General features: G+C 48.0%; 16 protein-coding genes and 1 tRNA gene. 6 read left to right on the forward strand and 11 right to left on the reverse strand.

What is annotated here, in order from left to right; genetic code table 11:
* Nucleotides 1-24: 24 nt before the first annotated feature.
* Nucleotides 25-3,468 (reverse strand): CHASE2 domain-containing protein, encoded by a 3,444-nt coding sequence (locus BUA40_RS10790; RefSeq protein WP_178299620.1) that lies wholly within the window; start codon nucleotides 3,466-3,468, stop codon nucleotides 25-27.
* 158 nt (nucleotides 3,469-3,626) lie between these two features.
* Between BUA40_RS10790 and BUA40_RS10795 the strand changes: the two genes are divergently transcribed.
* Nucleotides 3,627-6,662 (forward strand): FtsK/SpoIIIE family DNA translocase, encoded by a 3,036-nt coding sequence (locus BUA40_RS10795; protein ID WP_072800799.1) that lies wholly within the window; start codon nucleotides 3,627-3,629, stop codon nucleotides 6,660-6,662.
* Between the two features lie 14 nt (nucleotides 6,663-6,676).
* Here the strand turns inward: BUA40_RS10795 and BUA40_RS10800 are convergent, their stop codons facing one another.
* The 10 genes from BUA40_RS10800 to BUA40_RS10845 are packed head-to-tail and all read right to left on the reverse strand — an operon-like array spanning nucleotide 6,677 to nucleotide 20,382.
* The gene (locus BUA40_RS10800; protein ID WP_072800771.1) at nucleotides 6,677-8,137 is read right to left on the reverse strand and encodes a PP2C family protein-serine/threonine phosphatase; all 1,461 of its coding nucleotides are present in this window, start codon (nucleotides 8,135-8,137) and stop codon (nucleotides 6,677-6,679) included.
* Between the two features lie 2 nt (nucleotides 8,138-8,139).
* Nucleotides 8,140-9,861, reverse strand: a complete 1,722-nt coding sequence (locus BUA40_RS10805; protein WP_072800772.1) for an MATE family efflux transporter — start codon at nucleotides 9,859-9,861, stop codon at nucleotides 8,140-8,142.
* Nucleotides 9,862-9,901: 40 nt separating this feature from the next.
* Complete coding sequence (locus tag BUA40_RS10810; protein ID WP_072800774.1) at nucleotides 9,902-12,913, reverse strand: amino acid adenylation domain-containing protein; 3,012 nt, start codon at nucleotides 12,911-12,913, stop codon at nucleotides 9,902-9,904.
* Nucleotides 12,913-14,046, reverse strand: coding sequence for a PLP-dependent aminotransferase family protein (locus BUA40_RS10815; RefSeq protein WP_072800775.1), 1,134 nt, complete (start codon nucleotides 14,044-14,046; stop codon nucleotides 12,913-12,915). The genes BUA40_RS10810 and BUA40_RS10815 overlap by 1 nt, the downstream gene beginning before the upstream one ends.
* A complete protein-coding gene (locus BUA40_RS10820; RefSeq protein WP_072800776.1) occupies nucleotides 14,047-14,346 on the reverse strand; it encodes an STAS domain-containing protein in 300 nt (99 codons plus the stop codon).
* Nucleotides 14,347-14,391: 45 nt separating this feature from the next.
* A complete protein-coding gene (locus tag BUA40_RS10825; RefSeq protein WP_072800777.1) occupies nucleotides 14,392-15,372 on the reverse strand; it encodes a hypothetical protein in 981 nt (326 codons plus the stop codon).
* A gap of 26 nt (nucleotides 15,373-15,398) precedes the next feature.
* Nucleotides 15,399-16,745 carry a DUF1302 family protein gene (locus BUA40_RS10830; protein ID WP_072800779.1) on the reverse strand — a complete coding sequence of 449 codons (1,347 nt, stop codon included), beginning with the start codon at nucleotides 16,743-16,745 and terminating at the stop codon, nucleotides 15,399-15,401.
* Nucleotides 16,742-19,141, reverse strand: a complete 2,400-nt coding sequence (locus tag BUA40_RS10835) for an efflux RND transporter permease subunit (protein WP_072800801.1) — start codon at nucleotides 19,139-19,141, stop codon at nucleotides 16,742-16,744. Before BUA40_RS10835 ends, BUA40_RS10830 begins: the two co-directional genes overlap by 4 nt.
* Nucleotides 19,142-19,161: 20 nt before the next feature.
* Nucleotides 19,162-19,950, reverse strand: a complete 789-nt coding sequence (locus tag BUA40_RS10840; protein WP_072800782.1) for an outer membrane lipoprotein-sorting protein — start codon at nucleotides 19,948-19,950, stop codon at nucleotides 19,162-19,164.
* Nucleotides 19,951-19,974: 24 nt separating this feature from the next.
* Nucleotides 19,975-20,382, reverse strand: a complete 408-nt coding sequence (locus BUA40_RS10845) for a DUF2147 domain-containing protein (RefSeq protein WP_072800784.1) — start codon at nucleotides 20,380-20,382, stop codon at nucleotides 19,975-19,977.
* A gap of 148 nt (nucleotides 20,383-20,530) precedes the next feature.
* Between BUA40_RS10845 and ispE the strand changes: the two genes are divergently transcribed.
* From ispE to guaB, 5 genes are all read left to right on the forward strand, one after another.
* Complete coding sequence (gene ispE / locus BUA40_RS10850; protein WP_072800803.1) at nucleotides 20,531-21,394, forward strand: 4-(cytidine 5'-diphospho)-2-C-methyl-D-erythritol kinase; 864 nt, start codon at nucleotides 20,531-20,533, stop codon at nucleotides 21,392-21,394.
* A 48-nt stretch (nucleotides 21,395-21,442) separates the two neighbouring features.
* Nucleotides 21,443-21,514: transfer RNA gene (locus BUA40_RS10855), tRNA-Gln, on the forward strand.
* A gap of 37 nt (nucleotides 21,515-21,551) precedes the next feature.
* Nucleotides 21,552-22,166 carry a 50S ribosomal protein L25 gene (locus tag BUA40_RS10860; RefSeq protein ID WP_072800786.1) on the forward strand — a complete coding sequence of 205 codons (615 nt, stop codon included), beginning with the start codon at nucleotides 21,552-21,554 and terminating at the stop codon, nucleotides 22,164-22,166.
* A gap of 138 nt (nucleotides 22,167-22,304) precedes the next feature.
* Nucleotides 22,305-22,859, forward strand: coding sequence for an aminoacyl-tRNA hydrolase (pth, locus tag BUA40_RS10865; RefSeq protein ID WP_072800788.1), 555 nt, complete (start codon nucleotides 22,305-22,307; stop codon nucleotides 22,857-22,859).
* A gap of 88 nt (nucleotides 22,860-22,947) precedes the next feature.
* Nucleotides 22,948-24,405, forward strand: a complete 1,458-nt coding sequence (gene guaB / locus BUA40_RS10870) for an IMP dehydrogenase (protein ID WP_072800790.1) — start codon at nucleotides 22,948-22,950, stop codon at nucleotides 24,403-24,405.
* The last annotated feature ends 143 nt before the right edge of the window (nucleotides 24,406-24,548 follow it).

Below are 24,548 nucleotides of genomic sequence, written 5' to 3' on the forward strand. Positions count from 1 at the left end.
AATGCCCGCGAAAGCGGGCTTTTTTTATTTCTCTGTAGCGGTGAACACGCCGTCCCACACCTCGCCTTGTGCAACTGGCGGGGTGATTTTGTATGCTTCGCAGCGCTGAATGTACACATGGGAAGGTGTTGTCTTGCTGCCCGGATCGCGGTCGGGGTGATGCGGCTCAAGGTCAAGACATTGCTTGAACAAGGCGATGGCGTCGTCCCATTGCATATTCAGGTAGCAGGCGCGGGCTCTTTCCCAGAGTTCCACAAGCTTGACCAGGTTCTGGTTCTGGGCATCGCGCTTTCGGGCGAAATAGGCGATTTCACCAGAAGTGTAGACTTCTCTCGGGGCATTAAGCTTGTATTTCTTGTTGAGTTCTTTCTTTGCTTTTTGAGTGATGTCGTCTCTGAGAATCTTCTTGACGTTCGCCTTGACATTCATGTGCGTTTCGTTCTTGATTCTCATGATTTCTTCATCGAGTCTCTTGTTTACGATTCTGTTCAGTTCGTCTTCTTTTTGCTGCGCTCTTGTCTTTCTGGCTTTCTTTCTCTTTTTGATAATGAATTTATTCTTGGCTTCAATCGCTTCGTTCTTGAAGTTTTCCTTCTTGAACAGGCTGGTTTGGGCTTCGTCATTGAGCTTGGTGAGTCCCAAGCCGGTGATGGCCAAGAGTTCGAAGGTCTTGATGGGTTGACTTTTACCCACCACTCGAATCGTATCCAGGGAGCGGTAGATGAAGGTGCCCGTTTCCAGATTTCTTTGGGTATCTTCGCTGATCTGGATATAGGCGCCGTACTGCTTTGCAGCACTTTCAAGACGGGCTGCCAGGTTCACGGCGTCGCCCATCATGGTGTAGTTCTTACGCATCGAAGAACCCATGTTACCCGTCACGATGTCGCCGGTGTTGATACCGATGCGCATGTGCATGTTGTGGACGACCTTGGGCCACTTGAGGACTTTCTGGTTGTTTTGAATTTCTTGTTCGCTTGCCCAAATGCGTCTCAGCTTCATCAGCTTTTCTTGCATGCCCACGGCCGTTTCGCAGGCGTATTGGGCATTGTTGGGCAAGGGCATGGGCGCTCCGAAGAATGCGATAATGGCATCGCCTTCGTATTTGTCCAGGGTTCCCTTGTTTTCGATCAAGGTGTCTGTCATGGCGGTTAGATATTCGTTTAACAGGTCCACCAATTTTTTCGGGTCGCCAATCTTTTCGGAGAAGGTAGAGAAACTTGCAATGTCGGTAAAGTAGGCGGTAAGGTTCGACTTTTCTCCACCCAGGGTCGGCATAATTTCGTTATCCACCATGGCGGTAATCAGTTCAGGAGAAATGTACTGCTTAAACGCGTTGTTGATGAAGTTCTTCTCTTTGTTTTCGAAGTGGAACTGCACGACCAGCGCCGTGATGCTGGTTAACAACATGGCGAGCAACTGCTTGGAGGCGCCGATGTATAGTCCGCCTTGGAAGTACTTGTAGGCGATGTAGGTGTAGACGCCCATTAATACCAGGGAAAGAACCACTGAAATTGAACTCGTGAAGTAGAGACCGAGAATAAGACACAGGAACGCGAGAAGGATGACGATGACTTGCTGCTTCTTTTCGCTCAAGGTGACAAGGTAATCGTCTTCCAGAATGTTCTTGATGATGGTCGAGTGAATCAACACGGCGGGGTAGTTTTCTTCTTGCGGGCCTGGCACAAAGTCGAATAGGGCTGCTGCAGCGGAACCGAGAATGAAGATTTTGCCTTGATAGAACAGATTGTCGATACGTCCCTTGTACACGTCGTAGTAAGACAAGTGCTGGAATCGTCTGTTGTTGACTTCGTTATAGCGGCCTTTGTACTTGACTTGGTAGCGGCCGGTCTGATCGATAGGAATGCGCTTGACTTTGCCGAAGCGGATTTCTTCGCCGGGCTTAAGGTTTTCGATTGCCTCGTCCTTGGTGGCTTGGATGTCGCGAATCACGGCGTCCGAAAGAATCGCCATGTTCGAATTCCACTTTTTGGTCGCCTTGTTGTAATGCAGTTGCATGTCGAGCGAAAGAATCATCTTCTTGCCGGCAGGCATGCGCTTCAGGGTGTCCTTATAGAAAATCAACGTCTTGACGGCGCTGCGGGTGAAGTCGATGGATTCATCTTCGTCCTCGTCTTCATCATCTTCTTCATCTTCGTCGTTGGAGGCGTTCTTTACAATCTGATAGAAGCCTTCTTCGTCTTCGTCTTTGCGGATGATGTAGTCTCTGGTGAGCTTGACAGTCTCTTCTTCTTCAAGGGCGTCTAGCTGTTCAAGGGTCACCTTCATTAGCAACTTGGATTCCTGTTCGTCAAGAATGCTGCTGGTGCCGCCGTTGGAAAGTTCCAGAGAAATCTTTCCGTTTTCGTCTTTATGAGCAAAAACCTTGTGTGATATTTCAAGAACCTCTTCGCTAGCCTTGTTGTGGATTTTCTTTTCGGCCAAGGTTTCGCGGAGAAGCATGAACATGTGGTAGCTGAAGTTGGGGTAAGTCGTGTGGTAGATGCCGACCGAGTCGCGGTAGATGCCGAAGGGCTTGCCGATGTCGATATATTTGCCCATCTTGACCACAATGTCTTTGGGATCTTTGTGGAAAAGGTGCAGAATGGTCATGAGCGACATGGTGGAATACACATAGTTGTTGCCGTCGCTGTTCATGACGGCATCGTATTTTTCTTTGTCGCCAGCTTGAGTGGTGTCCAGGAAGGGGATGATGTCTAGATTGGGGTTGGGGAAACGGTAAAGCATGGATACTTTGCGCACCACGCCATCGTTGTCGGGGTAGGCGTTCACCGAGCCCGCCTTTACGCCTGCGTTGGCCAGTTCCGGGAAGATGTTGTCCAGCAAGTCTTTGGGTTCTACGTCGTCGATTTTGTCTACCTGGGTGGTGTCCAGGGTGGAGGAGTAGCCGATGGCGTCGGCACGTTCCTGCATACTCAGGGGAATCCATTGAGAGGCGTGCTTGTAGGACTTGCGTTCGTCGAACATGTAGCAGACAATGGTGTTTCCGCTTTCCTTGACGGCACTCACCAGCATGGAGTCAAAGTTGTAGTTGGCAAGTAGTGAAGGGTAAAGGGAATCGACTTCGGCTTCGGGCGCGATTTTTCGGAGAACGTTTGCGGCCTGGTCTGTTTTTTGCTTGCCGAAGTCTGCGCTCTTGAACAGAATATCGAAACTGATTGCCGCCGCACCACCTTCGCTCAAGTTCTGGATGACTTTCGCATGGATGGAACGGTCCCATTCGTTATAGTTGCCGGGTTTAGCCAGGGAAGCTTCGTCAATGTCGACAATGAAAATGTTTTGGTCGAGGCTGTCGTTAATGGAAACGCGCTGGTGTGAATCTTCTTCGTCTTCGGCCTTTTCGGAATGGGTTGAGGTTTTGAAAAATAAATCGTAAAAAATATTTTCAAGGGCTTCGGCGCCGTTGCGCTGGGTCTTGCCGAGTGCAGACTGCTCAATGGTTTCTGGCAAAAAGCTGCTTTGTGTGCTTCCAAAAACAAGAATAAAAAAGACTAAAAGGGCCGAAATAGAAAAGCCTGATAAAACTTTCTTGATCTTTTTCGAAAACTTTATTTGCATAATAAAAAGATAATATAATGCTATATTTAGAAGGTACTTGCGGAGGCATTTTGGCTACTCAAAAGAAATCGACATCAAAAAAAGCGGGAAAATCGGTAAAGTCTTCTAAAAAAGACGATTTTTCGCCTTCTGAACAGGGTTTTGGCTCCATTCTTGGGGGTTGGTCCCTGGTGGGCTTTGGCCTTATATTGATGCTTGGCTGCGTTTGTTCGGCTTATAGCGGCGTAAAGGAAAACTTCTTGGGCCCTTATTTGGGGAAAATGTTCCCTGATGCGTTGGCATTCGTTTTTGGTCGAGTCGCCTCGCTGATTGTTTCTTCGGCATTGGTTCTGTGGGGGGCCGCCTTGGTGTCTGTTTCGAGGCGAGGCCGTTTTGTCCGTTATGCGGTCGGTCTTTCCCTTTTGTCGGTGGTGTTTTCCTTCCTCTTCTCGCTCCGGAATTACGGCGTGGCGAAGGTTTCCAAGGATGCCCTGATTCAGGGCGGTGGCGCCCTCGGTCAGTTCTTTAATCAGTTTGTGGTGACTCCGCTTTTTGGAAAGGCTCTCTTGTTGCCTGTCTGCATTTCGCTTGCGGTGATTGGCTTGATTCTGGTGATCGCCTTTGGACTTCGCCCGAGACACTTCAAGTTCGTGGTGCAGACGACGAATTGGCTCAAGTCGGTGTTCCATAAGAAGGACTTGGTGGACGGCGGTTATGAACCGGTGGATGCCCGCCGTATGCCCCAGGTGCAGACCAATATGGACTTGCCGGGTGCAGGGTTACCTCGTGGCGTCTACATGGACGACAATACGGTGAATATCAAACCCGATGGTTTCAAGATTCGTCGCAAGGGCAAGGTGACGCCTTTCAACGGTCGCAGCAACTGGATGGATGACGAATTCAGCTTGAACGGAACTACGGACGAAGTGCCGAACCTTCCGGATGAAGTCCTGCAGACGGTAACGCCGCGTCGTGCAAAGGAAATGGCTCCGCAGCCGGATTCCACGAGCAATGTGGTTGGCGGCTATAACTTGGACGAAGATCCCGAAATCCGCAGACTTGAAGATTACTTGCGCCAGAACGGCAGCAAGATGAACGCCCTTGAAATCGTGGAAGTCAAGGAAAAGATTGCTGCCCTCAAGCGCGCCCGCGACCTGATTGCCTGGGAAAAGGATCACCGCGGTCGTATGCAGGTGAAGGGCGATGTGCGTCGTGAAGGGGGCGTGACGGGCTCTATGGCGACACGTACGGTAGCCGCTCCGATGCCGACAGGAACGATGCCTGCCGCGAAGGGCGCTACGCAAAGGTCGATGACGCAGGTTCCCGCACAAAATCCTGACGAACGTACGGTGATGGCGGGCGAGCCGACGGTTGGTAATGCGGCTCCCTTTAATGCCGAAGACTTGCTCGGCGGCGATGGTGCTCAAACAATAGATGTGCCTGCCTCTGATGACGATACTTTTGTGCCCGAAGTTTACGGCGCCGATGATGTGGGCGAGGTCCCTGAAATTCCGGACGCGACGCTGGGAGCCTCGATTGGGGATGTGCCGAGTGGCAACTCCACTTCGGGTATGAAGGCCGCTCCTATCCCGCAGCGTGATCCGACGACCGTCTATGATGAATATAAGGTGCCGGCCATTAGCGACATCCTGGAAGAACATGAGCCGCAGACTGCCGATTACAGCGAAGATGAATTGAACGCTATCGGCAAGATGCTTGAAGAAAAGCTTGAAAACTTCAAGGTAAAGGGCCGCGTGATCGGTTGTGAAACGGGCCCGATGATTACTCGCTTTGAAGTGGAACCGGGCCCGGGCATGAAGGTGAGCCGATTCTCCGCTTTGCAAGAAGACTTGGCGCTTCCGCTTCGAGTCTCGTCGGTGCGTATTTTGGCCCCGATTCCGGGCAAGGCTGCCGTCGGTATCGAAATTCCGAATCGCAAGTTCCAGACGGTGTACAGCCTCGATGTGTTCCAGAGTGAAAAGTTCAAGCCGTCTCCCGAAAAGATTCTGGTGGCGCTCGGTAAAGACATTACCGGCGAAGCGTTCACGATGGACTTGGCCAAGGCCCCGCACTTGCTGATTGCCGGTCAGACGGGTTCCGGTAAGTCGGTCTGCATTAACGCACTCATGGCTTCGATGCTTTTCAGTAAGACTCCTGACGAACTCCGCATGATTTTGGTGGACCCGAAGGCGGTGGAACTGAAGATGTACGAAAACATCCCGCACTTGCTGGCTCCGGTGATTACCAAGCCCGAAATCGCGATTCAGGCGTTGCAGTGGCTGTGCTATGAAATGGACCGCCGTACTGAAGTCTTGGCGGCTGCAAAGGTACGTAATATTGGTGGCTTTAATGCCAAGTTCGAAGCGGGCGAGTTGCCCGACGAAGTGCCTGAAGAAGACCGTAGTCACCGTATGGCGTTCATCGTGGTAATTATTGATGAAATGGCGGACCTCATGATGGTCGCTGGCAAGGAAATTGAAAAGAACGTGGCGCGCCTTGCCGCAAAGGCTCGTGCCGTGGGCATTCATCTGGTGCTTGCAACGCAGCGCCCCTCTGTGAAGGTCATCACCGGTATCATCAAGGCGAACTTGCCGACGCGAATCAGCTTCAAGGTGGCATCTCAGATTGACGCCCGCACGGTCATGGACCATGCCGGCGCCGAAAAGCTTCTGGGTCGCGGCGACATGCTTTACAAGGCCGTGAACGATCCTGAACCGGTGCGTGTCCATGGCGCCTTCCTCAGCGATGAAGAAGCAGAAAAGCTTGCCGATGCCTGCTCCGACCAGAACGTGTTCTACCCGCAGGTGGAATCGTTCGACGTCAGCGACGGCGAAGGCGACGAAGACGGCGAGGGCGGAGGCAAGGACTTGGGCAAGCTCGACAAGCTACTTTACGATGTGGCCGTTTGGGCGGTCGAATGCCGCGGGCTTTCGACCTCGGCGGTGCAGCGCCACTTTAGCGTGGGCTTCAGCCGAGCCGGTAAAATTGTGGACCAACTTTACAGCCTCGGGGTGTGTGGCCCTGCCAAGGGCAACTCCAAACCCCGCGCCATGCTGCTTGGAATCGAAGAAATCCAGAGCATGCAACGCTCCGGAAAATTCGGGTAAATTTGCGGCTTTGTCTACCTGAGAGAAATGGACAACATGGTAATGTCGTCGAATTGTTCGGCATTTCCCACAAAAGCTTGCAGGTCTTCCTTGATCTGAGTCAAGAATGCTTTGCCGCCACGAACATCGGCCGAATTGAGTTTTTTCAGCAGTCTCTCTTCGCCATAAAGTTCCCCTGAGCCGTTGTGCGCTTCGGTTAATCCGTCGGTATAGATTAAAAGGCTGTCGCCATCCTGTAATTGAATCTCGGATTCCTTGTACTGTGTATCGTCCATGCCTGCAAGGAATAACCCATGCTTGTTCTTCAAAAATTCAAAATTTTCGCCCTTTCTTGCAAAACAGGGGGCGTTGTGGCCTGCATTTGTGAATTTCATGATGCGTGTCGTGGTGTCTAGAATGCCAATCCATGCTGTGGCAAACATTTCTTCGGGGTTGCATTCACACAGGATTCGGTTGACATCGGTAGAGATCTGAGCCGTGGACAGTTTCATCGAAGCATGGTCTTTGATCATAGTCTTCACGGTCATCGAGAAGAGGGCCGCGGGAACACCTTTGCCCGAAATATCGGCGATGACAAATGCGATATGCGTGCCGTCGATTTCAAAGAAATCGTAAAAATCTCCGCCGACCTCCTTGGCAGTATCCATGGTTGCGTAGATGATTATGTCGGGGTGGTTGACAAGAGCGCCCTCTGCGGAAGGAAGAGAACCTGTTTGAATGTTTGCGGCGAGGTTCAGGTCGGTTTCGACGGCCACTATTTTCTCGCGATTCTTGACGAATCTATTCGTGTTCACGTTTGTTGTAAAGAAGGTGAGCGCGATGGCGGATGAAAGACTGGTTTCTAGATAATTTTCATCAAGTTCCAAGATGAATAGCTGAATAAACTCAATTCCTGCAATCAATAAGGAGGTTACCAAAATACATTGAGCGTAGAATTTCTTTTCCGCATTTGATTTTCGGCGTCGGATTAAGTAATAGATGGACTGTAACAATGGTGAACTTGCGTACATGAAAGCAATCGGTACCAAGCAATAATCAAAGATTATGCCATATTGAATTTCTCCATGTTCGTTGATGGAATATACTAGGCTGGTCCAAGGTGTCGTTAGGCATAAAATAACGGTAAGAACGGTGGGTGCGATAAATAGCGCGTAGTGCAATTTTTTTGAACTCATCTTGAGTCCAAATTGATTCAACGAGAATCGCGTAAACATCGATGTTCCAAGCATCATTGCAATTGCAAAAATATAGGCACAGGCATAATTAAGGATCTTGTATGTAAGATTCCCATCTACAAAATGCCAGATTCCGTCAAAAGCAGACAAGACCGTTGCCGACACAAGCATAATGGAAAGCTTGTCCTTGAAACTCATCTTGTACAGTACGATGTTGTTGTACAACATGAATGCGGTTAGCAAGGTCGTGAAAACGGATATTTCTACAAACAGGGTATCTGCAATTTGTTCATAGGTCATATTTATGCCTCGAATTTTACCTTGAATGTGTTACGGTTGTAACTCATGGTCGTGAGGTACATCTTGTTATTTTTCATTTTTTCCATGTAGCCCGAAACCATGAACTCGGTTATGGAACCCGCGATTACATCGTCATTTGATAAGTCAAATAAAATGCCATCGTCCTTGGTGATAATCTGGATTCCATCTTCTCGAATAAAGACGGAACATTCCGCATAGGTTGCCGCGTTCCCGTTTTTCTCAAAAACAAGCATAAAAAGTTCTTCAATGAGCAATTTGACTTTGGCTATGATTTTTTTGTTGATGCCATTTTCCTGAAGGTATCGCTCTATCTGCTTTTGAACATCAATAATCAATTTCGGCTCCAGCTTAAGTTCGTAGAAGCGGTAGTTCAGTCGTTTTTCTTTATCTGCAAGTAGCAACGGGTAGTTTTCTTTGCCGTATTTGGTGCGGATGAATAGAGCCGAGACGATGTAGGCGAAAATACTCGAAAGGGCTATCCCGATAAAGAAACCGTAAATTCCAAATTTTTCGCCGAGAATGAATAGGAAGGGGGCGGCGACAATCACGTCGCGTAATCCGCAGAGAAGTGCCCCAAGAAAAATCTTGTTGATGAGCAGATAATACGAAGAGAGCAAGTAGAGAAGACTGGTTCCGGTGAGCCCAAGTGCAATAATGCGTGCCCCGTTGATGGCCTCCTCGGCGATTTCTGGATTCTCGATGCCATAAATTTTTACGATGAGTGGAGCCGCTGCCGCGATGATGACGGTCATTAAAACCCCTTCGACAACAGCCGCTTTCTGCGCGAGCCTGTAGCAATTTTTAATGCCGCGGTAGGATTCTTCGCCTAGATAGATGTTGATGAGGGGTGTAATGGCTTCGCCGATGCCGTCAAAAATAATCTGAAACTCTTTTGCAAAGAAAATAACGGAGGCGATAATCAGCATTTCAGAACCGAATGCGGATGTGATGTATTTTTCGACAATCACGGCAAAGCAGGCGAAAAATAGATAGGTGCTCGCATCGATCGTACTGTATTTCGCTATGTGAAAAATTTTTGCAATTGAAAAGTGAAATCCGATTTTTAGCGAGTTTCCTTTTTTGAATAAGTGGAGACTAGTCACTAAAAGTGCAAGTGCGGTACCGATAAACGAACCCAGGGCGATTCCTTCGATGCCCATGGATTTTGCTAGGACGATGGAGAGGGCGATGTTGACAACTAGCTGTAAGATGCCTGCGATTGTGCTAATCGTGTCGTCTCCATCTGAAAATACGGCTTCGCACATCAGTAGGAATAAAGGCAAAATCAGAATGGTTAGCTTGTACCAAAAGAAATACTGCTTGGCCTGTTCAAAAACAGCGGGGGTCGCTTTGAAAAAATGGAGATAGGTATCGCCCAACAGCGTAAAGGCTAAGAACAAGAGTACGCCTATGCTAACAGCAGCGGTCAATCCGACCCTGAAATACTGGGTTGCTTTCGCTTGATCGAATTCTCCCATGGCGCGGTTGTACAAGATGGGAACGCCAATCGAAAGGATTCCGCCAAAAAAAGCGGCTAGAGAATATGCGGGGGTTACGAGGCTGATGCCGGCGACGCTCGTTTCTCCTAAGACAAGGCCTGCAATCACGGAATCCGACAGCAACAGGATTGGAACGACAATCATGTAGACTGTTCCCGAAACCAGTAGCGAAAGAAATTTTTTAGACAGAAAAGTCTTGCTCATTCATTTAAATATAATAATAGGTGGAAAAATGGTATTTTGACTAGGTGCTCATCAAAAGGGTCAAATTCTTTTTTAACAGTTCTGCATATTGTAACGCCTGTTTTGGAGTGTATAGATTTTCCGCATACTCGATAAACAGGGATAGTCCCGAAGGGCTTTCGCGTACCTCTATTTCGAAAGGCATTGCCGCATTGCGGTTCAAACCCACTTCTTCGATTTGAACCTCCGGCGGAATCAGGTTCAGCATGGTGTTTTCATGGACTTGTTTTTGATAGATGATTTCCAAGGTGTATGTGTCCAGTTCGTCATTGTAGAAAATATCACCTAGGCATTCCGAATAGAAAATGCCCTTTAGGATTTGTTCTGAAATCTCGGAAAGAACTTTTGAGGGAGAATCCGTTTTTTCAAGATCGATAAAGATGGGTAGATTTTCTTCGAAACTGCCAATGGTTTCGAGGTACTTGCCTTCTTTTCGGTTGTCGTAAGTCCAGGTGTAGCAGATTTTCTTTTTTCCCGCCATCTCGGAGAGGGCAAGTATTGCCGCCGCAATAGAAAGTTCATTCCTGGATGTAGAACGTCTTTTTTCGGCTTGGTTCATTTGATCTAGGGAGATTCCTAAATCGTAATCCAAATAAGCACTTTTTCCGAAAGATTTTGTATGGTCATATTCAAGTACGCAGCACCACTTGGAATCGCCCTTTAGGGATTCGTAATATCTTTTTGCCTCAGCATATTTTGTGGACTTCTTGGTGTTTTCTAGGTCTTGTAAGTACGAGTAATAAAAGTCTTCTCCTGATTTTTCTTGGTAATATTCGTTGAATATCTGGACGGAGAATATAAAACACGAATAATAGTCTCCCAGGGAATGATGAACTTCTATAAAGAGGTACTTGTTTTTCTCTGTTACAATGACTTTGGTTCTATACAGATGTTCTCCGAATAAATTGAATGGGCGCTCCGGCTTTTCTTTAAACTTGTTGAATTCTTTTTCGGAGGTGTGCCACAATTCTGTTTTTTTTATCAATTCAGGGCGGTATGAGACGGAATATTTTCCCGTTTCATCTTTCGAAAAAATAGACATCATCATCGGATGCTTTTGAAGGGTCTTGTCAACGGCTTCGCATATTTTTTTTTCATCGTATTGATTTCCGAGTGTGACAACGTACGAAAAGTTGTAAACGTAATTACTGCCGGATTTTTGTTCTTCTTCAGATAGGAAAAAATCTTGCTCAGCCTTTATGTTGAATGTTTTTTTTCGGCATTGTTCTTCATATTTTTCATTGTCATCTGTGTTCTTGTTTGATTGTATTTTTTTTGCAATTCGATCGATTGTCTTTCTGTAGTAGATATCTGAAACCGTCAGCGTTAAATGATGCTTTTCAATTTCGATGATTAGTTCGACTGCTGATATAGAGGATCCGCCTAGCTCAAAGAAATTATCCTCTTTAGTGGGGTCTTTTTTTAGATCAAGAACTTTTTTGACCGCAGAACATAAGATGTTTTCGATGCTGATTTCTGAAGAATCTTCATTTAAATGCTTAAACGAAATGTCCATTGTTTTAAGGCTTTTCTTGTCAATTTTCCCGTGTTTATTTAAGGGCATCTTGTCAAGCGTTACAAAAACCGAAGGAATCATATAAGGTGGAAGAAACCTTGATAGTTCTTCCTTGATAGCCTTTGTAGATATGTCTGAGTCTGCAACAATGAATGCGACAAGGAAATTCTCTTTTTCGGTTGTCTTTAAAATAACGGTAGCTTGTTTAATGGCTTCAATTTTTAAGATAGATTGTTCTATTTCTTGGAGCTCAATTCGCTGTCCGTTTAACTTTACCATATCGTCGGTTCGACCGCAGATTACGATTTCTCCGCTATCAGTCCTATAGGCAAGATCCCCAGATTTGTATGTCCTTTCGCCTCTGTATTCTATAAAGCTTTTTGCCGTATCATCGGGGCGATTCAAGTATCCGCAAGAAAGAGTCTTGCCTTGTATTAAAAGTTCGCCTTTCTGGTTTGGTCCAAGTTCGTTTCCCTCTTCATCTACGATGAAGACTTTTGTCTGGTATGGAATTCCATTTGTGAAGGAACTTGTTGTATTTTGCAATACCTTGCACACAGCCATGGAGCAAGTTTCTGTCGTACCGTACCCATTGATGATTTTTACGGTAGGGAGTTTGCTGAAGATTTTCGTGGCGTGCTCCGGAGAGAGCGGCTCTCCGCCCATGTAAAGGCCAATAATGCTTTCAAATTTTTCTTTGTCAGCCGCAGAAAGTAGAATTTCTATGAATGAAGGTATTCCAATTACGGAATCCAGTTGATACTTCTTGATCTGTTCTGAAAATTTTGTTAAATCTTTAAGCTCATTTTCTTTGTTAAGGTAAAATAGGGCGCCTGCATAAATGCAATAAAAAAATCCTGTATAAAAAAGGATGAACGTGAATGGGGATATGTCGGCCAATCGATGAATTTGATATTGGGCAATGGCGATCCATTGTTCTGGAAAGAATTCTTCGTAAATGGCCCTGTGGTTAAGCGTGACCCCTTTGGGATTTCCTGTAGAACCTGAGGTGTAAATGCACATTGCCATGTCATCGGGGCTTACATGAACAACTTGTTTTTTTAAATGTTCTTTTTTCGCTTTGGCAAGGAGTTCTTCTAGCGTGAAAATTTTGCAAGCGCATTTGTTTGTTTCTAGAAGTTCCGCCTTGATTTTTTCGGTTGTAATGATGGCTTTCGATTTGGAATCGTTGATGCTGTATGCAATTCTTTCAGGAGGCGTGTCGAGTGTAAGCGGGATAAAGGCCGCACCCGTTTTTAAAACGCCCATGATGGCGATATGAATAGAGAAAGACCTGTCCAATACAAGAGTGATGAAATCCCCTTGTCTGATTTCTGGAATCAGGGCGAAAAGCGATGCAGCCAAATAATCTGATTCCTGGTCAAGTTCCTTGTACGAAAATTCCTTGTCTGCGCAGATAACGGCAATGGCACCGGGCGTCATTTGAGCGTGTTCGGTAAGTTTGTCATGTACGGCGAAAAATTTTTCTTTAGCCATTATGCATTCTCGATGAATTTGCCCATGTCGTCAAGAACTGAAATAAGTCCTTTTTCCAAATCACTCTTGTTCAGGAGCAGGTTGATTCTAAAACAGAACTGTTTGCTTATGTCAAAACCGTGCATGACACCCGGAAAAATTAAATATCCCTTTTCCTTGATTAGTTTTTTTATGGCGAAAATAAAATTTTCGGATCCTATACACCCGTCAAGAAAGATCATGGCATAATGACCGGATATATCAGGTGACACATGGGCGAAATGGTAATTTGCTAGAATCTGATGAACTCGTTTGTAATTGTCGCTCCAAAATTGATTGTAAAAACGAAGGCATTCGTCGTAATTTTGGGAGATGAAATGACGTGCACCCAGTTGACTTAGATAATTTAGGGAGCCTCCGTAACAATCTTTGAGCCTATCAATTTCGTCAGTGAACTTTTTATGTGTGACAATGACAGAAAATTTAATCCCCTGAATTCCTAGAGCCTTGTGCGGACTATAGATGTACATTAGTTTTTCTTGTATTCCTAATGTCCTTGAAAGTTCCTTTCCGTTTACGCATAAGGCCTCGTCCAATATAACCCATTTTCCTGCATCTAGAAGTTCTTGAATGCCGTTTATGACATTTTGATTGAAATAAACGCTTGTCGAATTGATGGGGGAGGTGAACCAGAATGCTTCGCAGTCCGAATTTATAAGGGGACTGATGTCAAAATTTTGATTGAAGTCGGGAATGAATTCGTTAAAAACGTGGTAGGCGACTTTTAAATCGTCTAGGCAGGTCTGTGCCGTAAAGTATGCAGGCGCAATGATTCCTGTTTTTAAATTTCTTTGTGAAAGGAATACTGCGATTGTTACAATCGAATGGGTGCTTTGCGAAAAGGCAAAACCTTGGGATTCATAGAAATCTTCGCTAGAAAAGCCTAATTTGTTTGCGATGCTTTTCTTGATGGATTCTGGAAGATAATATTGATAGTCAAAAATATCCTGTACGGATTCGTATTTGAGGATATCTTTGAGTTTTGCCTTGTATTCGGAACCGGAATTCCAGTAAGATAGATTTACAGACTGCGTTTCTTTTGACAGGGCTTTTGATGCCTTGTCAAGTTCCATTTCTATTTCGTAGTTAGTCATTTAAATTAAACCGAATACGGCGTCGAGTCCAGTTGCGTCTAGGACTTCCTTGAAGTTTTCGCCGATATTGATGAGCTGCATGTTTCCCTGTTTCTTTTTTAAGGTCTTGAATGTTGAAAGTAAGACTCGGATTCCTGCCGAGGATACATAATCGCATTCTTTAAAATCCATAATTAGCGAATTTATCCGTTCGATGTGCGCTGCAATTTCGGCTGCAAGTTTGGGCGAGGTGAGGGTATTCAGCTCGCCAGAAAGAGCGATTGTCATTTCAGTATCATTCAAAGTAGTTCTAAGTTCCATTCTAGGCTCCGTATTATATTTTAGTAAAAAAGATTGCGAAAAGAATTAAAACAAGTGCTTCCACTGGAAGCCGAGTGTGTAGAATATCCATTCTCTACCGCTGTAAGTCATTAGCGGCTCGTGTTCTACGTCTTTGTATTTTTCGTGGAAACTGCGGCGCGACTGGAAATCAAAAAGCACAAAAAGCTTGTCTTTCTTGCTAAAAGTGATTTCGGCCATGGGCCAAATGTCGATGGTCATAAAGTCTCCCTTGTAGCTAGACGAATAGTCGCCGAAATCGCTGGACTTATAATGGCCCGAAAGCGTGGTACCGACGCCGATCATCGAAAGTTTCAAAGGCATTTGGTAGCCTACAAAGTATTCTTGCTCGTACACCCAGCCACTTGCCAAGCCGTCGGAGGCTTGCCAAAGCCAAACATCGCTGTCGGTGCCAGTCAATTTCTGGTAGCCGGCTTTGTAGGTTGCCGTAGCGACAACATGGTGCCAGTCGCCTTCCCAGAGGGCGGCGAGATCGAACATAAAGCAGCCGCTGACCCAGCCGTACAGGTACCAGTGCGCAAAGGGAGTCATGTCCTTGTATTCAGGCTCTGCTGCATTGTATGCTGCCATGCCTTGGAATAAATCGAACGCGTTCCAGCCGGTTCCTGCCGTGCCGCCGATGGCTAGCTCCAAAAAGGCAATGGGCGATACGGTAATCGATGCGACAGGTGCGAGCGTAATGGGCGAAACTTCCAACCCCGCGCTAAATGTCACATGGTTGTCGGCGGTGAATTCGTCGTCGCCACGCAAGAAGGGGAGCGTGTATGCCGCGTCGAATTCAGCAATGGCCTCGATTCCGTCGTAAGGACCGCTGATTCCTGTGACATGGCTTGAACCGCGGTGGTGTTCTACCTCGGGGTAGTAGGCGGCAGATACCGTAGACGAAATTTCCCAGGGGGATTTTTCTTGTGCAGTATCGGCCGCTTCTTCTGCAAAAAGGAGATTGCAACTAAATAGTGTCGCAATATGTAATGCTAGTTTATTCATACTAATTCTCCTTTTTTTCCTCGTTCTTAGAAACTCATTTTCCCTTTAAACGTGACGCTGCTATAATCGCGGTAGCCGCCGTACATTCCGTATTTATACCCTCTAAAGTACAGGTCCCCGATCAGACTCAGCGTGATGGCGTCGGTCAGCTTGTAGTCGATTTCAAGTTCGCTTGCGCTGGAGAAATACCGCAGGTCTAGTGCCCCCGATGCCATGAGTGTCAGTGTCTCATTCAAGACGGACTTTTCGATACTTAATGTCGCCTGATGCTCGTAATCTCTTCTGTCAAGGTTGTCGTTGTAATCGAAAATTTTATCCATCACGTACTGTGCGGTAATGGTCCAGCCCCCGCTCGGTGTCCAGTCGAGGCCCGCGAGGCCTACGGCTTGATTCTTTCGCTCGCTTGTAGGAATCTTGTTTTCGTTAACGAATTTTTCTATTTGGTAATAAGCGGTTGTTTGGATATGCCGTTTTGGGAAAAAAGCGCCTTCGAATCGGAATACAAGGTCTCCGTAAGGAATTGCGGCGTCGGCACCGACCATGTACATCCTCTTGTATTCACCGGAAACAAGAAGGGTGTCTAAATCGTTTTCCTCGTAGAATTCGTTTATGTAGGGAGAATACTTGATAAGCGGAAGGTCATCCCACCCGTAAAATCCATATAGAGACAGGTCCGCGAACGACGTGTAGGCGCTTGCCCGCAAGGCTAGTTCGCTCTTAGAAAGTTTCTTTTCTGGAAGTTCGAAGTCGTTGTACTTTTCTGGAACACCAACTCTCGATCCATCAAATTTTCTTGGGAAAACTTGACTGTTGAGCGGGTTTCCACTCGCGAGTGGGAGAATACTTGGCGTGAAAAACGGAATCCAGTACGCATCGATTTGAGTCTTTTCGGTCAAGAGTGAAAGACGTACGGCGTCGATTCCGAGTTTAGACTCGTTGTAGTCGCTTGCGACAAAGCTTGATTCGTCTCTCGGGTTGAGTACATCGGTAATCTGGGCGTCGTCAGCCTTTCCCCACGATACAATTTGGCGACCGATTCGGAGGGCGAGCATTTCGCCTTTCCAGTCGATGTAGGCTTCGCGGAGCTTTAGGGCGTAGGTGCCGTCGTCAGCAACGAATGCAGAAGAGCCGTTTGTCGATTGACTTCCCAAGGCGTCGTGGACAATCTGGCCGTTTACGTAAACCATTGCTTCGTCCAGGTACGATTTGATTGTGCCGTCAAAGATCGTCTGGCCGAGTAGAAAATCACCCTTGTTGTGGTGCGTGTTCGGGAGTCCAACTCCCGCCTGTGCGGTGAGGCTACCCAAGAAGACTGTTTCTTGGCTATAAACGGTTGCGGCAAGAGCTAGGCCGAGTGCGGTGAATCGTTTCATACATTCTCCTTTTCTTTGCCGAAGGGCTTGGCCACATGTAGGAGTGCAGGCGTAATGGTGTAGTCGGCGAGCAGGGCGCTCGAAAGGCCGATGATGATCAGAATGCCTAGCACCATCAAGAAACGCATCGGGCTGAACAGGTAGACGCTGAACATGGAGCATAGGATAATTGTCGTCAGGAACATGGTCGAACCAATTTCGCGGAAGGTCGCTTCCATCGCCTTGACGCTGGAGCCGCTTTGTTCGTAGCGCATTTTAAGGTGCGTCGTAAGGTGAATGGTGTCGTCGACGGCGATGCCTAAAACTAGCGGCATTACCGTGATGGTGCTGAAATCAAGCGCAAAGTTGAAGTAGCCCATGACGCCGCCTACCAAAATAACCGGAGCTACGTTCGGAATCATGCCGATGAGCCCAAGCTTTAGGCTAGAGAAAGCGAAAATCAGCATGATGGCGATAATCAAAAGCGAAAATCCGAAGGATTTCAGACCTCCAAAAATAATGCGGTTGCTCATTTCGGAATACCGGATCATGTCGCCTAAAAGGGTGCATTTAGCGCCCGGGAACAGTTCAGCAAGTTTTGCCTTCAACGACTCCATATTGGCGAGCGCTTCTTCTGTGGCGAATTGTGTCATGTCCACATTGACAACGGTCGTCTTGAAGTCTTCGTCCATCGCGTCGCTGAAATCCTCACGCATTTCGATAGATGAAAGTTCCATCAGCTGAGCAAGCATATATTCGTCTTCGGGAACGGTGTAGAAAGAATCTTTTCCTTCGTTCAGGGCGCGATTCATTTCTTTCAAGATGCTTGTCGCTGACTCCACACGAGCCTTGCCGCCCGACCACTTGGTAAGCGAAAGTGTCCCCAGGTAATCTTCTAGCTGTAACAGAGCCTTCATGTTTTCCGGTTTCTTGAAGGCACCTTCTTCGTCATAGGAAATCATAATTTCGTAACTGTACTGGTTGCCGAGCTTTGTCTTGAGCATTTCCTTTGTTTCTCGGATGTACGACATCTTGTCGCCTGTTATAGTAAGGTAGTCCAGTTGCGCTGTCATTTTAAACATCCCGGGGATAAATGCGACGATAATCAGTGCCGTAACAACGATAAAGGCCCTCTTCTTTTTATAGACGAATTTCGACCAATTAGAGAATTTTGTGTCTAACTTGGTGGCGCCTTCTTCGAGATTCGCCTTGGGGGCGCGGTCTTTGCCGAAAGAAAGTAAAATCGGAATTAATGTGGTTACATAGAGATAGATGGCAAGTACGACCAGGGCCGATGTTTTGCCCATCCATTCCAGGGGTTTCATGTCGACAAACAGGAAACTCACGAAAGATGCCATGGTCGTAAGAACGGTAAACAGCACCGGCCATCCGCATTCCTCGACACATTTGATTGCCGATTCTTTGCGCTTGCCAGTGCGTCTAAAGAACAGCTTGAACATCTTGATATAATGCACCGAATAACCCACCGCAAGGGCCATGCCGAGAACGACCGGCAGTGTCACGAGGGCAGAATCGGCTTTTGCTCCAAAATAAGACATTGCGCCAAAGACCGATGCAATGGCGCTGAGGGTTGCAACGGCAGGCACAACGACGCCAAAAACGTTGCGCAGGCACAAGGCCAAAAACAAAAGCATCACGCCGATGCTACAGAGAACCCTGATGCCGTATTCGGGGACTTCGTAGCGGTCTTCGTTGGCATTGTCAAACGGCATGCCACCACCGTAAAGCTTGAAACCCTTATTTTGGAATTCGTCACTTTCGATGATTTCCATCAGCTTGTATCCGATGGCAACCGAGACTTCATCTGGCACGCCGTTGAATTTTTCGTCGAGTTCCTTTCCTTTGAACGGGTGTAGCGATAGGGAAATCCAAGTTTCTCGGCCGTCATCACTCACGAGGGCGTTTACGAGTGCATTCGTCTTCTCGCTTCCGCGCATCACGAGTGCGCGTGCGTGAGCCAGCTCCGCAGAATCCGAGGGAATGCCGTTCTCGTAAGGTTTCTTGATTTCGAAACCTTCTTCATTGCCAACAGGAATGTCGACATCGATAATCGAGGTAAGCCGGTCTGCAAAAGGAATTTCGTCCTTCATCCGGGTTCCGATTTTGTCGATGACCTTCAGCATGTCTTCGCTAAAGACATCTCCGTCCCCTTGCTTTACGAGCAAAACGCCAACACCGTTCAGGTTTCCGAAAATTTCTTCGTATTTCTTTGTGTTTAGCGTTATGTCATCGGAATCGCCGAACCAGCCGTCTTCGCCAATGTCGAGCGCAAACTGACTTAAGCCGGAACTGCAGATGACGGTAACGATGATTAGGGCAATAAGAACTTTCCAGCGATGGCGTAGCTGGGCGCGTCCAATCTTGCCGAAAAATTGACTGAGCTTTTCGACGTTCATATTCAACTTACCTGATGAATCTACTTGACCAGTTCGCGTTCCAAGGCGCTCACCGTAAAGTAACTTTCGTTTACCTTTTCGTCGTATTTCAGGTTGTTGATTTCGTAGACGGTCTTATGGTTGGTCTGCACGTTGGTCATGGTCATTTTCAACGTGGTCCAGTAACCCTTGACCTGCTGAATGTTTTCGCAGGTGAGCGTCTTTTGTAGCCGATTTTGCTTGTCGTAGTATTCGCCCTTGCGGACTACGTAGGTCTTTTTATCGACCCAGGTGATACGGCGGCTGACCTTCGCCTTTGCGTCTTTTGCTTTGGATTCGAGAATCCAACAGTCAACACCGTTTACCTTTTCTTCGCCGAGAATGGCGAAGTTGTCCTTGGAAAGGCTGCGGGTGCCCAGGTCGTCGTAAGTAAAGTCCGTTCCCTGGAAGTCGTCGTCCTTGCTGGAACCTGAAACTCGGCGCACCTTTTTCATGGCCGGCAGGTAAATCCAGCTGTCGCTATCGACAGTGGAACCGTCGGCCTTGTCGGGGTAGTCGTAGGTGAGGTAGCTGATTCCCGCCACGTCTCTGGGTGTCTTGAATACAAGGACCGTCTTGTCGGTGGAGCCGTCCTTCATGGTGTAAGAGGCGATTTCTCGGTTGCGGGTCTTTCCGTTTTTGTCGATCAGGGTAACCGAAATGGTTGCGGACGATGTTTTTCCGGAAGGTAAGTCGTGGACTTTCTTGGCGATTTCGGTTGCCGACTGGGCAAAGGTAGTTGCTGCATACAATAAGCTGGTGCCGAGTACTTTTAAAAACAGATTCTTCATATTTTCTCCTTATTCCATCTTTTTTTACTTTTTACTGCGTTTCCAATATTCCGTGGCACCCAAAAGTCCCCAGCGGTCAAGCGAGCCTCGCATTTCTAGGCGACCGTCCTTGGTGAGTGAAATCTTGCCGTGGTAGGTCTTGTTTTCTTCGGGGTCGTAAATGGAGCCGCCCTTCAGCATACCGTCATCTTCCTTCATGTCCTTGATGATGATGGTGCCGATGAGCTTTTGGTCGGCTGGGTCGTCGGAATCCAGAATTTCGGTGAGTTTGCCGTAATACAGCCCGTTGCTGCTTTTATAGATGAGTACGGTGGCGTAAGGCTTGTCGGTATCGGGGTCGATGGCGGTCCATGGTCCTAGAATTTTGTCGACTTGGGCTTCCGCCGCCAATGTGGCAAGACAAAAGAAAATGGTGAAAAAGATTTTCTTCATATTTTCCTCTTCTTTTGGTTTTACAAGCTTTGGGCTTATTTAATAGTTAGAAACTATCATCCCTTAATATATATTGTTTTTTTTTTACGGTAATGAAAAGTTTTTCCTAGGTATTCCAAATTGGAATATTTTTGCTAAGTTTAACGGCATGAAAGAATACGCTCCTGCCAAGATTAATTTGTTTTTGGATGTTATTCGTAAACGTGAAGATGGCTACCATGATTTGGGCACCCTCTTCCAGACCATCGACGCAGGTGACACTGTAAGCGCCGAACCGCGCCAGGATGGTCGAATTACGCTTTGCTACAACGAACCGCAGAATTATCCGCTGGAAACGGACTTGGTTTACAAGGCCGCCAAGCTCTTGCAGCAGGAATCGGGAACGACCCTCGGTGCAGACATTTATTTGAACAAGGTAATGCCCTTGGGGGCAGGCCTCGGTGGAGGCTCTGCAGACGCTGCAGCAACGCTCCGCTTGCTGAACCAGCTGTGGAAGCTCAAATTCAAATTTGAAAAGCTCGAAGAAATTGGAGCAAAGCTTGGTGCCGATGTCCCCTTCCTGGTGCGTGGCGGTACCGCCATGGCCGAAGGGATTGGTGAAAAGCTCACTTTTGTGAAACCGCTACAGTTGAACGACGAACAGTACCTGCTGGTGGCCACTCCACTTGATTCCGTACCGACCAAGGATGCCTACGCGGGCGTGCCCAAGTCCGGTTCGGACCGCTGGGAAACCTTCAAGGCCAAGTGCAAGTCGGCTGGCAAGTCCGCCATTGAATATGCCCTGGCCAACGGTTTTAACGGCTTCGAGGAATCGGTATTCCCCAAGCACCCCCTCGTTGAAGAAATGAAGAACGAGTTTAAGCGCCTGGGAGCAACCTCCGTCCTGATGTCGGGGTCGGGGGCGTCGGTTTTTGGAGTTTTTGCAACCCGCAAGCAGGCAAAAGCGGCCGCCGAGGAGCTGAAACCGATCTCCAGGTACCAGGTGGTGACCCGCTTTTTCGAGGGTTTTTAGCTAAAGCCCTTTGAAATTTGCGCAAATTTGCTATATTTGCGCCACCATTGGGGTATCGTCAAGTGGTAAGACAACGGATTTTGATTCCGTTATTCGTTGGTTCGAATCCAGCTACCCCAATGAATTTTTTTAACCATTTACTAATTGGAGTAAAATTATGGAACTCACAAAGCTCGCAGCAACCTCGAGAGTGCTAGGCAAGAGCCGCGACAACGCCCGCCTTCGTAAGGCTGGCCAGATCCCGGCTGTCTATTATGGTAAGGGTCAGGAGTCCGTGAATATCAGCGTTAGCGCAATCGATGTTCGCAAGGTCCTCGCCCCGGGTAAGCGTTACACGCTTCTCGACTTGGAAATTGATGGCAAGGCCGGCAACGCTGCCGTAATTTACAACTACCAGAAGAACCCGATCTCCCAGGAAATCGAACACATCGACTTCCTCAAGATCGACGATGCTACCAAGGTCAAGGTTCGCGTTCCCGTTAAGCTGAACGGCCTTCCGGTTGGTGTTAAGACTCAGGGTGGTACTTTTGCTCAGCAGAACCGCTACATCCAGCTCGCCGCCGTGCCGACCAAGATTCCGGCCGTGCTCGAAATGGACATCTCCGACTTCCCGGCTCCGACGACGTTCTACGCCAAGGACCTGAAGCTCGAAGACGGTATCGAACTCGCTTGCAAGCCGCGCACCGTTATCTTCACCATTACTGCCAAGAGCGGTAAGAAGGCTGACGACGCTGTTGATGCTGCCGCTGCTCCGGCTGCCGAAGCTAAGTAATTGCATCAAGCAATCGAAATTGGACCTGTCTGCCTTGTGGCAGGCAGGTCATTTTTTTAGGCTCGAAGCATGAGCTATTTACTATATTACCGTTTACCTCACACCTCAAAGCGCCTTTGGCGCGACCTCATACCTGTTATGTACATCATCGTCGGTCTCGGAAATCCTGGTACTCAGTACTCTAACACTCACCACAATGCGGGCTTCATGGCCGTCGAAAAGCTGGCCGACCCGAACAAGGACTGGAAAAGCGAACACAAGGCGCTCACCATGAAGGTGAACATTGCGGGTGAGGAATGCCTCTTGGCAAAGCCGCAGACTTATATGAATTTGTCTGGCGAAGCGGTGCAGGCTCTGATGACTTGGTACAAGGTGAAAGTGGACCACCTGCTTGTTTTCAGCGATGACATTAATTTGGATGTAGGCCGTATCCGTTGCCGCAAGGACGGCAGTCACGGTGGGCAGAATGGGCTCCGCAATATCATAGAACATGTGGGCGACAAGTTCCCGCGTATCCGTTTTGGTGTAGGCAAGTGCCCTCCGAAATTCGACCTCAGCAACTGGGTGTTGGCGAAGTTTTCGCCCGAAGATCGCCCCATATTCGAAGAGGCCATTGCTAAAGTCCCAGCCCTTGTAGAATGCTACTTCAAGCTCGGCATCGAAAAGTGCATGGAACGCTACAACGGCAAATAAAAACCGACTTTTTACAATATTTCTAGCGGTATAGAGCTAGGATTTGCGCGTGAAAATTACTATATTCTATGCGCAAAAGAGGTACTATATGAAACTTTTGCCAGAAGCTTTGACGTTTGATGACGTCTTACTCGTTCCCGCTGAATCTTCTGTTCTTCCGGCTCAGACCGACGTGAGCACCCAGCTCGCCCCCAATATCAAGCTTAACATTCCTATTATCAGTGCCGCTATGGATACTGTGACGACGGCCCCGCTTGCCATTTCTTTGGCTTTGCAGGGTGGTCTCGGCATTATCCACAAGAACATGTCTATCGAAGACCAGGCCGAAGAAGTCCGCAAGGTCAAGCGTTGGCAGTCCGGTATTGTGACCAACCCGGTAACGCTCGATGCCGATGAACCGGTGTCTGCCGCTTTTGAACTCCGCGCCCGCAACAAGGTGAGCGGTTTCCCGATTCTTTCCAAGGGTAAGCTTGTGGGTATGCTCACGAGCCGCGACCTCCGCACCGTGAGCGACATGAACGTGAAGATTCGTGCCGTGATGACCAAGAATCCGGTGACGGCAAGCCCGAAGGTGAGCCTTGCCAAGGCAAAGGAAATCCTCGCCGAAAAGCGTATCGAAAAGCTCCCGCTGGTGGACGCTTCCGGTGCCTTGAAGGGCCTCATCACGATGACTGACATCTTGAAACGCGAAAACAACCCGAACGCTAGCCTTGACAAGAATGGCCAGTTGCTCGTGGGTGCCGCTGTCAGCACTTCTGCAAATACTCTTGAACGCGTGGCTGCCCTCGTGGACGCTGGCGTTGACCTGTTGATTATCGATACGGCTCACGGCCACCACATCGGTGTGCGTAACATGGTGAAGACCGTTCGCAAAAAGTATCCGAAGCTCACGATTTGCGCCGGTAACGTTTGCACGCCGGAAGCTGTCGAAGAACTCGCCAAGTGCGGTGCCAACATCGTCAAGGTGGGTATCGGTCCGGGTTCTATTTGCACCACACGTATCGTGGCCGGTGTGGGTTACCCGCAGTTCTCCGCTGTCGTGGAATGCGGCAAGATGGCTCGCAAGGTCGGCGTGAAGATTATCGCTGACGGTGGCCTTAAGTTCTCTGGCGACATCGTTAAGGCTCTCGCCGCTGGCGGTCACGCCGTGATGGTGGGCTCCCTGTTTGCCGGTACCGAAGAAGCTCCGGGCGAAGTGATTCTCGCTGATGGCCGTAGCTACAAGAGCTATCGCGGCATGGGTTCTCTCGGTGCCATGAAGGCTGGTTCTGCTGACCGTTACTTCCAGGGTGGCGTTCAGGAACCGCGCAAGTTCGTTCCGGAAGGCATTGAAGGCCGCGTTCCTTACAAGGGACCGCTCCGTGACACCGTTTACCAGCTGATTGGCGGTATCCACTCTGCTATGGGTTATGCCGGTGCTGCTAACCTCGAAGAACTCTACAAGAAGGCAACGTTTGTCCGCATCACGGGCGCAGGCCTCCGTGAATCTCATCCGCACGATGTGACCATCACGAAGGAAGCTCCGAACTACAGGACTGGCGACTAATTCCGCTTTTTTGATGTATTAAAAAGCCCGCGATTCAAATCGCGGGTTTTTATTTGTATAATCGAAAACCACCGGCTAGGCCGGTGGTTCCGTAAAAGCCTTCTGGCGGTCATGAGAAAAAATCCTTTGATTAATATTGAAAT

Origin of the sequence: Fibrobacter sp. UWT2 (genome assembly GCF_900142545.1) — a bacterium.
In the GTDB taxonomy this organism is placed as follows: Bacteria; Fibrobacterota; Fibrobacteria; order Fibrobacterales; family Fibrobacteraceae; genus Fibrobacter.

Coding starts and splice junctions, on each gene's coding strand:
- BUA40_RS10800 (WP_072800771.1), bottom strand. CDS start 8,137: ATGACCTATGAACAAATTGCAGATACCCTGTTTGTAGAAATATCCGTT.
- BUA40_RS10805 (WP_072800772.1), bottom strand. CDS start 9,861: ATGAGCAAGACTTTTCTGTCTAAAAAATTTCTTTCGCTACTGGTTTCG.
- BUA40_RS10810 (WP_072800774.1), bottom strand. CDS start 12,913: ATGGCTAAAGAAAAATTTTTCGCCGTACATGACAAACTTACCGAACAC.
- BUA40_RS10815 (WP_072800775.1), bottom strand. CDS start 14,046: ATGACTAACTACGAAATAGAAATGGAACTTGACAAGGCATCAAAAGCC.
- BUA40_RS10820 (WP_072800776.1), bottom strand. CDS start 14,346: ATGGAACTTAGAACTACTTTGAATGATACTGAAATGACAATCGCTCTT.
- BUA40_RS10825 (WP_072800777.1), bottom strand. CDS start 15,372: ATGAATAAACTAGCATTACATATTGCGACACTATTTAGTTGCAATCTC.
- BUA40_RS10830 (WP_072800779.1), bottom strand. CDS start 16,745: ATGAAACGATTCACCGCACTCGGCCTAGCTCTTGCCGCAACCGTTTAT.
- BUA40_RS10835 (WP_072800801.1), bottom strand. CDS start 19,141: ATGAACGTCGAAAAGCTCAGTCAATTTTTCGGCAAGATTGGACGCGCC.
- BUA40_RS10840 (WP_072800782.1), bottom strand. CDS start 19,950: ATGAAGAATCTGTTTTTAAAAGTACTCGGCACCAGCTTATTGTATGCA.
- BUA40_RS10845 (WP_072800784.1), bottom strand. CDS start 20,382: ATGAAGAAAATCTTTTTCACCATTTTCTTTTGTCTTGCCACATTGGCG.
- ispE (WP_072800803.1), top strand. CDS start 20,531: ATGAAAGAATACGCTCCTGCCAAGATTAATTTGTTTTTGGATGTTATT.
- BUA40_RS10860 (WP_072800786.1), top strand. CDS start 21,552: ATGGAACTCACAAAGCTCGCAGCAACCTCGAGAGTGCTAGGCAAGAGC.
- pth (WP_072800788.1), top strand. CDS start 22,305: ATGTACATCATCGTCGGTCTCGGAAATCCTGGTACTCAGTACTCTAAC.
- guaB (WP_072800790.1), top strand. CDS start 22,948: ATGAAACTTTTGCCAGAAGCTTTGACGTTTGATGACGTCTTACTCGTT.